Origin of the sequence: Duganella rivi (assembly GCF_009857435.1) — a bacterium.
GTDB lineage: Bacteria > Pseudomonadota > Gammaproteobacteria > Burkholderiales > Burkholderiaceae_D > Rugamonas > Rugamonas rivi.
Map to the genome: position 1 here is coordinate 81,663 of NZ_WWCK01000010.1, position 10,707 is coordinate 92,369.

Here is a 10,707-nt window from a genome sequence, read left to right on the forward strand (position 1 = left end):
TACTTACATTCGATAGACGAGAAGCGACTTTAATGTTATTGTCTATTCTTAGAGAATATTGCCGTATAGCTAGACTATTTGCGCACGCCGCGTCTCCCGGACGCGCCCGATAGATTCCTCCCCTTTTTGAATACCGATATATGCTCAAGAAAATTGTTGCTGTATTGCTGACCTCGTTTACTGCGGCCGCGTTTGCCGCCGTGCCGCTCGGTTCGCAGTCGGTGTTGGTGGTTGAAGACGGCACCGGCAAGGTGCTGCTGGAAAAGAACGCCAACGCCCAAGTTCCCATCGCGTCGCTGACCAAGCTGATGACCGCCATGGTGGTGCTGGACGCTAAGCAAGACATGGACGAAAAGATCGCTATCGACCGTTCCGATGTCGATATGCTGAAACATAGCGCCTCGCGCGTGCCGGTCGGCGCGGAAATTTCGCGTGGCGACGTGCTGCAGTTGGCGCTGATGTCGTCAGACAACCGTGCTGCCGCGTCGCTGGGCCGCACCTATCCGGGTGGCTCGGAAGCCTTCAAGGCGGCGGTCAAAGCCAAGATTCGCGCGCTGGGTTTGACCCAGACCGTGATTGAGGAGCCGACCGGTTTGTCGCCGCATAATATGTCCACCGCGACTGAATTGGTGAAGATTGCAACGGCGGCTTCGGCCTACCCGGACATCCGCCGCATCACCACCGACACCAAGGACGTGATCAATATCAAAGGCCGCAAGGTTGAGTATCACAACACCAACCGCCTGGTTGGCGCCAAGGGCTGGGATGTGGGTTTGTCCAAGACCGGCTATACCGAAGAAGCCGGCCGCTGCCTGGTCATGCGCTTCAAGTCGGCTGGTAAAAATGCTACGTTGGTGTTGCTCAATGCCAAGGCCAATTCCGCGCGATTGATGGATGCGGTCAATATTCGCCGCTTCATTGCCGGCCCGGATGAGAAACCGAAAGTGATGAAAGCGTCGGTTTCGAGCAAGAAGAAGGCTGCTAAAACCACCAAGCGTACCCGCCGCGCGATGTAATCGAAAACCCGCACGGCCATGCGGGGTCTGACCCCGTACGGGGTCAGACCCCTAAGTGGTAACGCTAGCGCAGAGGCAAAAGCATGCGGGTTAGAAGCCAGATTTTGGTGTCAACGCGCCAATTACTGGCTTAACACCAGCCGCGCCGGGTTCGGCGCGCCCCTCAAGCGTCCAGCAAATGCCGCAAGCCACTCGCCCGCTGGGTACGCTGGCCGATGGCATCCAGTAGCACCTGCCCATTCGGCGTCAGTAACGTAAAGTAGTCGCGCGCCCGTGTGATGCCGGTGTAAATTAACTCCCTCGCCAGCATCCCGCCGCCATCCTTCGGCAACACCATGGCCGTGTGCAGGAACTCCGAACCCTGCGATTTATGCACCGTCATGGCAAATGCGGTTTCCACATTTCTTAACCTTGTGGCAAGCACGCTGCGCAACGTTTCACCTTCCGAGAAGTACACCCGCAACGCTCCCGGCCGCGCAGGATCCGGCAAGGTCAAGCCGATATCGCCGTTGAACACGCCGCTCGCATAATCATTCCGCGTCACCATCACCGGCCGCCCGACATACCATTCGCCAGTTCTCTTGAGCAATCCAGCCGACTGCAATCTCTGCTCAATAGCATCATTCAAGCCAGACACGCCCCACTCGCCTTCGCGCACCGCGCACAAAATACGGAAGCTTTCGAAGCTTTTCAGAATGGCAAGTCGTACGATGTCATCGGCATTTTCCGGCAAATTCTTAACCAATTGCAAATACGGCCGGTAGCCGCTTAAGGCCAGTTGCAGCAAGTCAGAAGACTGCGCCAAGTCCGTCCACACCACCTTGCCATCTTGCCCTGAGCGCAATACTTCCACCGCCTTGGCGGTATCGCCGGCATTCACCGCCAGCGCCAGCGCGCCGATCGGGCCGCCAAAACGACGGCTTTCGCGCAGCATCACTGTCTGCTGAGCAATCGGCCCGCCGTGACCAGCGAAACTTTCCGGGATCTCTTGACCTGTGCTGGCATGCACATATGACAAGGTTTCCGGCAGATATTCCCCGGCCTCGGCGTTATGGCACAGGTCGCCCAACACGGCCCCCGCCTCCACCGACGCCAGCTGATCCTTGTCGCCAAGCAAGATCAACGTCGCTTGCGGCGGCAAAGCGGCCAGCAGCGCCGACATCATTTCCAAGTGGATCATTGACGCCTCATCAACAATCAGCACGTCAACGTCAAGCTGATTGCCGGCGTGATGCTGGAATGCGCGCGTATCCGGCCTGGCGCCGAGCAGGCTATGCAGCGTTCGCGCCGCGCCCATGCGTGCCGCCAGTTCGCGCAACGGCAAAGCCGAACCGACTTTCTCCGCCAATTCATCAAGCGCAATATCGATCGACTGCTTGAGCCGCGCCGCCGCCTTGCCGGTCGGCGCCGCCAGCGCCACGCGCAAACCGGCCTGGCGCGGGCCGGCCGTGGCAAATAGCAAGGCCAGCAGGCGCGCCACCGTGTAAGTCTTGCCGGTGCCGGGGCCGCCGGTGATAATGCCCAGCTTGCCGCGCATGGCTACCGCGCACGCAACTTTCTGCCAATCCGTTCCACCGCCGCGCGCGGCATGCGGGAACAAAATATCGAGCCAGCGGCGGATTTCGGCTGTTTCGGCATCCGCATCAGCCGCCAAAACACCGCCCAGCGCCCGCGAGCGTACCGCGCCGGCCACATGCGTTTCATCTTGCCAGTAGCGGCGCAAGTAGAGACGGTCGCCATCGAGCACCAGCGGCTGGTTGACGTCAGCTGCGCCAACAGGCCAAACTTGCGTCGCAGCAGCCAGCAGCGCGCGCCAATCTGCAACAGTTTCAGGCCAATTGCCGACAGATGCACGAAGATCGTTCCATTCATCGCCACTCCAGCCCATCAACGCGGCCGGGTCGGCATTCAGCTCGCTCAACAGCAAGCAACTGTGGCCGCGTCCTTCCAATTCGGACAGCAGCACGCAAGCTGCCATCAATTGGGGCGACGCCGCGCCCACCGAGGCGATAAATCGTGCGAATGCGCCACTCAGGCGGCGCAACTGGCCAGCCTCGGTCAGCACATCAACCTGTTCGAAAAATTCTTTACTCATGAGGTACACCCAGCAGGCTGTCGAGCCCGTCCAGCAATTCGGGATCCGGCGCCAGCCAGTAGCAGCCGCGCGTTTGTGCGTTGCCTATGCCGCGCAGGAACATGAAGATCGCGCCGCCCAGCTGTTCGGCCGGATCGTAAGCGTCGCCCAGCCGGCTTTGCAGCAGCCGGTGCAGGGCCAACATATAAATAGCGCCTTGAATATCGTAGCGATGCTCGGCCATGGCGCCGATCAGCGCGGTCTCGTGATAGGCCGCATCGCCGCCGCCCAGCGCGTTCGATTTGTAATCGAGTACCCAATAGCGGCCCTCGTGTTCGAACACCAGGTCGCAAAAACCTTTGAGCATGCCGTGTAGCGCGCGCTCCGGCAGCGCCGGGCGTGATGCGCCGCCCAGCAGGTGCGTCGCGCATAGCTGATCCAGTGCGCCAGTGGTCAAACGATCACTCGGAAACCAGAATTCCATCTCGGGCAGCGGCTCGCCGATGCTGCTCAGCGGCGCATCGATGTACGGCAGCGGCGTGACGGCGATTTCGCGTAGCCACGCCAGTGTGTCCTCCAAGCGATTGCCCCAGCCAGCGCGCTCTACGCGGCGCGTCAGGCGCGATGCAAAATTCTCGTGGCCGACGATGGCAAAGCCCTCCTGCCCCATCCACTCCAGCTGTTCGTGCAGGAAGTTGCCGGGCACGGAGCCGCGCGGGAAACGATGCCACGGCGCGTCTTCCACGCGCGTCGGCTGCGTGGTGGGCAGGTCGCCGCCTTCCAGCAGCTTCTCCTGCAATGCGTCGCGTGGCACCGGGCCGGCGGCGCTGATGGTGCCGGTCGGCCCGGTGCGGCGTGCCAGCGAACTAAAACTGCCGACCGACCAATCGCGTTCGAAATGGCCGCCGTAATGCAAGGAGTCCAGCAACGGCGGGCGTTGTTCGATGCGGCTCAAGCGCGTGGCCGGCTGTGCGTTCATCGGCAGTTGCGTGATGCTGATCGCATCGCAGCCTTTGCACGCGTGCTGCCAGCGTTCCAGCATCAGTTCCGACGGCAGCGGCGAGCCGCCCGTCAGCAGATAGCCTAGCGCCGAATCGTGCAGCGTGTTCTCGCCTGCTTTGCGCGCGGCCAGCGCGGTGACGCCGAGCCACAGGAAATGGCGTGCACGCGTCAATGCCACGTACATCAGGCGCAAATCCTCTTGCAGGCGCGCGCGTTCGACCAAGTCCATGGCGGTCGTCCCCATGCTCATATCGACGCGGCGCACGCCGTCGTCGTCGCTAAATTCCACGAAGCTGCGATTGCGCTTGTCGGCCTTGCGCGCAGTGACGGCAAACGGCAAATACACCAGCGGATACTCAAGGCCTTTGGATTTGTGAACCGTGACTACCTTCACCAGCTCCGCGTCGCTCTCCAGGCGCAGCACGCGTTCATCGCCCGCGCCATCGCCGCCTTCAATCTGCTCCGCCAGCCAGCGGATCAGCGCTTGTTCGCCGTCCAGCTGGCGGCTGGCCGATTGCAGCAGTTCGGCCAAGTGCAGCAGATTGGTCAGACGCCGCTCGCCGCCCGCTTGCAACAGCAAAGCCGCAGGCAGTTGCAGCTCGTGGATGAAGCGGCGCAGCATGGCCAGCACGCCTTGGCGCTGCCAGATGACGTGCAGCGCTTTCAGTTGTTCGACGCGTTCTTCCCACGCCAATTCGTCCGAGGACAGGCGCGCCAGTTCGGCCAGCGGCAAGCCTGCGGTGCTGGTGGCGAAAGCGGCGCGCGCCAATGCGCCGTCCAGCGGATTGGCGACGGCCGACAGCCAGCGCAGCACGTCGGCCGCTTCTTCGCTGTCGGTGACGGAGTCCTTGTCCGACAAATACACGCTCGGCACGCCGCGCTTTTGCAGCGCGTGGCGGATCGCCTTCGCTTCTTTGTGATCGCGCACCAGCACCGCGATGTCGGCTGGCTGCAAGCGTTTGAATTCGCCGCCGCCATCAAAGCCGGTACGCGCATCATTGAGCTTGGCGACGATGTCTTCGGCGCAGTGATAGGCGAAGAAGTCGCGGTAAGCCTCGGACTTGAGATCCTGCGCGGCGCTGCATGCAATCACCATCGCCGGCACGTCGCCGGCTGCATTAACCATGCGCTCCTTGCGGCTCCTGGCGTCCACCGCGTCAAACGGCAGCGGATTCTCGCGCGTGTGGATGTCGCGGAAGCGGAAGGCGCCGCGTGCGAAGCCTTCGCCTGCCGCGCGTCCTTCGGCATGCAGGAACAGGTGATTGACCGCATCCACCACCGCCTTGGTCGAGCGGTAGTTGGTGCCTAGCTGGTAATGGCGGCCGGCCGTGGCGCGCCTTGCCGACAGGTAGCTGTGAATGTCGGCGCCGCGGAAGCCGTAGATCGACTGCTTAGGATCGCCGATCAGGAACAGGCCCGTGACTGGATCGTTGTCGGCCACGCGGTACAGCTCATTGAAGATCTGGTACTGGTTCGGCGCCGTGTCCTGGAATTCGTCGACCAGCGCGACCGGGTATTGATCGGTGATGCGCTTGCGCAGCGCAGCGCCGTTCTCGCCTTGCAGCGCGGCGTTCAAGCGGTCCAGCATGTCGGCAAAGCCGAATTGGCGATTACGCTTTTTCAGTTCCGCCATGCGGTCGGCGACGGCGGCGGCGGCATGGCGGTACAGCGCGTGCGACATTGGCTCAATTTCGGCCAGCGCATTTTTCAGCGGCTGGGTGGCGTCAAAGTCGTCCGGTATGGCCGTGCTGAAGTTCTTGGAGAACGCGTCTTCCAGTCCTTCAGGCGTGAGGCGATTCCAAGCGGTGTCCGAAATCTCGGGCATCAAGCTGCTTGGATCTTGCGCCCACGCGCGCAGGCCGTTGAACCAGCTAGTCAAGGAGTCCGGCCGCATCTTGTTGCCGTTGAAGCACTTCGGATCGGCCGCGCGATGGCCGGCAATCCACTGCTCCATGCGGTCGGCACGCTCATGCCAGCCAGCCTTGAGGGCCGCGAGTTGCGCTTGCTGATTGCGCTGCACTTCAGCGATTAACACGCCCAGTTTCTCGCCGCGCGCGGCCGCCGCGCCGAAAATATCGGCGCGTTTGACCAATTCGCGGATGGATTTCTTTAACGCGCCAACGTCGCCCCAGCAGGACAGCAGCACTTCCAGCGATGGCTCGTTCAGCGGATAAACCTGCTGCCGCCAGTAGTCGTGCGCCGCGTCTTCGAACAAGGTTTGTTCGTCGCTGAGCAGCTCCTCGTCGAACAAGCTGCCGCTGTCGAAGGCGTGCTCGCGCAACATGCGCTGGCACCACGCGTCGATGGTGAAGATGGCTGCTTCGTCCATCGTCTCGGCGGCCAGTTGCAGGCGATGCGCGGCTTGCTGCTGCAGGCTGTGATCTGGATAGGACTCCAGCAGCGCATCGAGATAATCGTCGCGCTGCTTAATCTCGCCTTTCGAGTGCGCGCGGAAGTAAGCCGCCGCTTCCACCAGGCGCTCGCGCACGCGGTTGGACAGCTCGCGCGTGGCGGCGCGGGTGAAGGTCATCACCAGGATATCGGCCGGCAGCAGCGGCCGCAGATAGGCGTTTTCACCGCCGTGTCCCAGCACCAGCCGCACGTACAGCGCAGCGATAGTCCACGTTTTGCCGGTGCCGGCGCTGGCCTCGATCAGGCGCGAGCCGTGCAGCGGGAAAGTCAGCGGGGCGAGTTGGTTAGCGTCGCTCATGCTGCGCCCTCGGCTTCGATCTTCTCGACCGTAATGCATTGTTCCATCCAATCCGCCAGCGGGCCATACAAGGCGCGCGAAATGTCGTCAAAATCTTCCTGCGCGCTGAGCGCCGCAAAGTCTCGCCACATGCGCGCGAGGCACAGGTCGACGCGCTCGCCGTCGATATCGAAGCCGCCGTCGTAGACCGCACGCGCATCGCCGCCCTGCACCAAGGCCAGCGCAGTTTTGCAGGCGGTCGGCAGCGGACGATTCATGCCGTCGCGCCACAGGCAGACCAGCTCGCGCAAGGCCTCTTGCGCCTGCGCCGGATCCAGCGGCTGCATGGTAACGATGGCGTCGCGCGCCACCAGGTAGCCGGTGACCTGCATGCCGGTGGCGCTGACGGCCAACTGGCGCAGCCACATTGCCATCAGCTTGTCGCCACGCGGCTTGCCCTGTTTGTCGGCCACGCGCGAGGACATCTGCGCCAGCCAAACCGTCTCGCTGCCGTTGCTGCGCAGTTGGTCGATCCAGTCGTCCAGCGGCACGCCCGCCAGCACCAGGTTAAGCGCTACTTTCGGCGCTGGCAGTTCGTAGTGGCGGCGTAAAGTCAGCCACGCGATACGCACCGGAACCAGCGCTTGCACCAGCTGGTGCTGATACTGCTGGCCGATCAAACCGATCGGCAGCACGCCTTCGCGCGCCAAGCGCTCGGCGCGTTGGGTCAGTTTGTCATACACCTCTTCGATTTCTTCCGGCGTTTCGGCGTCATCGAGCATGGTGTCTTCCAGCAGATAACGTTCCAGCGCGTTGAGCGAGAATGGCTCTTCGTCCTCGCCCACCAGCGCGGCTTCGCCAAACATCACGCCCAAGCGCTGACGGAAGAAGAAGCGCACCGGCTGGCGCATGAAGTTGTGCAGCACGCCGAGTTTGAGACGGTACTTATCGTCGATTTCGAACGGCGGCAGCGCGGCGGCTTCCTCCACCGCCGCCTCGTCGCCGTGGGCTTCGCGCCATTCGCGCGCGTAGGTCAGCAGACCGCCGGCTTCAAAGTAGCGGCGGCTGAACGGTTGCAGTGCGTGTTCGGTGGTACGCGCATGTAAATCAAGCTGCCAGCCATTGACCAGATAATCGCGCAACTGCGACACCAGCACCGACGGCGGCTGCTCGCTGTTGTCGCGCACATTGCGTCCCACCCAGCTGATATACAGCTTGTCGCGCGCGGCCAGCAAGGCTTCCAGCATCAGGTAGCGATCGTCGTCGCGGCGCGAACGGTCGCCGGGACGCGCCATGCCCGGCTGCGCCAGCAGGTCAAAGTCGGCCTTCGGCGCGCGGCGCGGGAAATCGCCGTCGTTCATGCCGAGCAAGCAAACTACGCGGAACGGCACGGCGCGCATCGGCATCAGGGTACAGAAGGTGACGCCGCCGGAGACGAATTGGTGATTCAAGGTCGGCTCGTCCATCAAGCCTAGCCACGCCTCGCGCAGCACAGCCAGCGGCACGGCTTCCTGGTAGCCCGCGCCTTCGCAGGTGTCCAGCCACTTGTTCAAGGCGTCGTCCAGCTGCGCCAGCGTCAGGCGGTCGCCCTCTTCGTTGGACTTGAAGAAGGCCGCCAGCAGCGCGCGCGCCTGCACGCCCCATTCGGTTGGAGAACGCGATTCGGCCAGCACGGCGCGCCAGTGCAGCAGCGATTCCACCAGCTGCGCCAGCGAACCGGCCAGCGCTGCGTCCAGGCCGCCGACCTCCGCATAGGGTTCGATGCCGGCAAAGCTGCCGCCATTGGCGCCGCCGCTGCCGCTGGCGTAACCGAGCAGCATGCGGCGCACGCCGAAAATCCACGCATTCTGTTCGCCGGCCGGGCCGAGACCCAGGCCGCTGCGGTGCTGCTGATCCAGGCCCCAGCGCACGCCCGCGCCCTCGATCCAGCGTCCCAGCGTCGGCAAGTCTTCTTCGTGCAAGCCGAAACGCGCGGCCAGCGCCGGCACGTCCAGCAAATCGCGCACTTCGCTTTGACGGCAGCGCTGCTGCGGGAGGCGCAGCAGCCATTCCAGCGCCACCAGCAGCGGATTAACGCTGCGGTCATTGACGTCGCCGATCTCGAACGGGATGTAGCGCGCGTCGTTGCGGCGGTGCTGGGCAAATACGGCGTGGATGGCGGCCGAGAAGGTGTCGATGTCGGGCACCATCACCACCACGTCGCGCGGACGCAGCGGACGGCCGCTTTGCTCGGCGTCGGCAAACATTTGCAGCAGCTGGTCGTGCAGGACTTCGACTTCGCGCTGCACGCTGTGGGTGACGTGGAATTCAATCGAGCGGTCGTCTTCAGAAGGCGGAATGTGCGGATGCTCGGACAGCGGCAGCAGCTCGCGCACGGCGGCCTGCACTTGCGTCAGCAGCGTATCGCCCTCGCCTTCGCTGAACAAGTCCACGCGCAGCGGCGCCACGGCGTCGTTCTCGGCCGAGGCGGCAGCGGCTTGCGCGGCTTCGTCGAATTCGTCGAGCATGCGCACGAAGTCGCGGCCCTGCCGTCCCCAGCTCGCCAGCAGCGGGTGGCTGTGCGCGTGCAGTTCTTCCAGCGGGATTTGGCCAAGGTCTTGGCCGTTGCGCAGTTGCTGGCGGCGGTGCGCGCTGCGCAGCAGGTCGCGGCCGTCGATAATGTCGCCCCAGTAGTACTGGCACGGATTCGGCACCGCCAGCAGCACCTGCGTGTGGTGCGCCAGCGAAGCCAGTGCCTGCAAGGTCTGGAACGGCAGCGCCGACACGCCAAAGATCACTACCCGGCGCGGCAAGCGCCCTTGCGGTTCCTCGCCGGCAGCGCAGGCGCGCACGAATTCAGTGTGGACGGTGGCACGGCCGAGGCCACGCTCATGCGGTTCCACGTCCTCGATCACGGCGCGCCACAACTGGCCTTGCCAGCGCTGGTCTTCCGGCAGCGGTGTGACGTCGCCGCGCGCGTTGCGCAGTTGATCGCGGCCGGCGGCCCAGTCGTCCAGCCAATCGGCGCGGTAGACCTGGTACTGGTCGAACAAGTCAGCCAGGCGCTCAGCCAGTTGCAGGCGGCGTTCAGGCTCGCCATCGGCGAGGAAGTGGCGCAGCGGGGTGAAGACGGGATCGTCCAGCAGCGCAGGCAAAAGCCGCATCAAGCGCCACGTCAGCGGGCCTTTATCGAAGGCGGAGATGGGCGGCACGCTCTCCCGTCCCAGCATGCCGCGATACGCGTCCCACAAGAAGCGCGCCGGCAGCGCCACGCGCGAGGCGGCGCAGATGCCGATTTCTTCGGCCAGCGCGATCTTCAGCCACTCAGCCACGCCGTTCGACTGCACCAGGAAGATTTCCGATTCCAGCGCCCCCAGCGGGTGATTGCGCAGCCATTGAAAAACGGCGGCGCGCAGCAGCTCCATTTGATTACCGTGCAAAATCAGCAGGCCGGGGGTGATGCCAGAGTGCATAGGGCTCTTTAGTGTGATCGAAGCCGTATTATCGCTCTAGCCCGGATCGTATGCCAGCAGTTCCTGTTCGATGTGCTGATCGAGGACGTCCAGCATGGCGTGCAGTTCCTGCACTAGCCGCCTGGCGTTGGCGGCGTCGGCGTCATGACGCACTTGTTCCAGCGCGTAGCACAGGTTCCCAAACTGCATGGCGCCGACCGCGCGCGCGGCCGACTTGGTGCGGTGGCCCAGTTCCGACAGATGGGCTAAGTCTTCCATCGCCAGCGCTTCGTCCATTTCCGCCAGCCCATCGCGGGCGGAGCTCAGGAATAGCACTGCGTATTTGCGCATTTTGTCTGGCTTGCCGGAGAAGGTTTCGGCCAGCGCGGCGACGTCGAACAATTCGGCAGGCTCCTCGCCGGCGGGCGGCGGGGCGGCCACGGGCTGCGATGCGGCGGCAAGCGATGCGGCCGCGCCAACCGGCGCGGTGCTGCC

At 63.6% G+C, this 10,707-nt stretch carries 5 protein-coding genes; 1 reads left to right on the forward strand and 4 read right to left on the reverse strand.

Annotated features, from left to right (window positions below; translation table 11 throughout):
• The first annotated feature begins 140 nt into the window (after positions 1-140).
• On the forward strand, positions 141-1,016 hold the full coding sequence (locus GTP45_RS27325; RefSeq protein WP_161016996.1) for a serine hydrolase: 876 nt from the start codon (positions 141-143) through the stop codon (positions 1,014-1,016).
• 163 nt (positions 1,017-1,179) lie between these two features.
• Here the strand turns inward: GTP45_RS27325 and recD are convergent, their stop codons facing one another.
• From recD to GTP45_RS27345, 4 genes are all read right to left on the reverse strand, one after another.
• Positions 1,180-3,111: an exodeoxyribonuclease V subunit alpha gene (gene recD / locus GTP45_RS27330; RefSeq protein WP_161016997.1), complete on the reverse strand. Its 1,932-nt coding sequence runs from the start codon at positions 3,109-3,111 to the stop codon at positions 1,180-1,182.
• Complete coding sequence (recB, locus tag GTP45_RS27335; RefSeq protein ID WP_161016998.1) at positions 3,104-6,802, reverse strand: exodeoxyribonuclease V subunit beta; 3,699 nt, start codon at positions 6,800-6,802, stop codon at positions 3,104-3,106. The genes recD and recB overlap by 8 nt, the downstream gene beginning before the upstream one ends.
• On the reverse strand, positions 6,799-10,233 hold the full coding sequence (recC, locus tag GTP45_RS27340) for an exodeoxyribonuclease V subunit gamma (RefSeq protein WP_161016999.1): 3,435 nt from the start codon (positions 10,231-10,233) through the stop codon (positions 6,799-6,801). The genes recB and recC overlap by 4 nt, the downstream gene beginning before the upstream one ends.
• A gap of 36 nt (positions 10,234-10,269) precedes the next feature.
• On the reverse strand, positions 10,270-10,707 hold a 438-nt coding region (locus GTP45_RS27345; RefSeq protein ID WP_161017000.1), incomplete at its 5' end, for an Hpt domain-containing protein.

Coding starts and splice junctions, on each gene's coding strand:
- GTP45_RS27325 (WP_161016996.1), top strand. CDS start 141: ATGCTCAAGAAAATTGTTGCTGTATTGCTGACCTCGTTTACTGCGGCC.
- recC (WP_161016999.1), bottom strand. CDS start 10,233: ATGCACTCTGGCATCACCCCCGGCCTGCTGATTTTGCACGGTAATCAA.
- recB (WP_161016998.1), bottom strand. CDS start 6,802: ATGAGCGACGCTAACCAACTCGCCCCGCTGACTTTCCCGCTGCACGGC.
- recD (WP_161016997.1), bottom strand. CDS start 3,111: ATGAGTAAAGAATTTTTCGAACAGGTTGATGTGCTGACCGAGGCTGGC.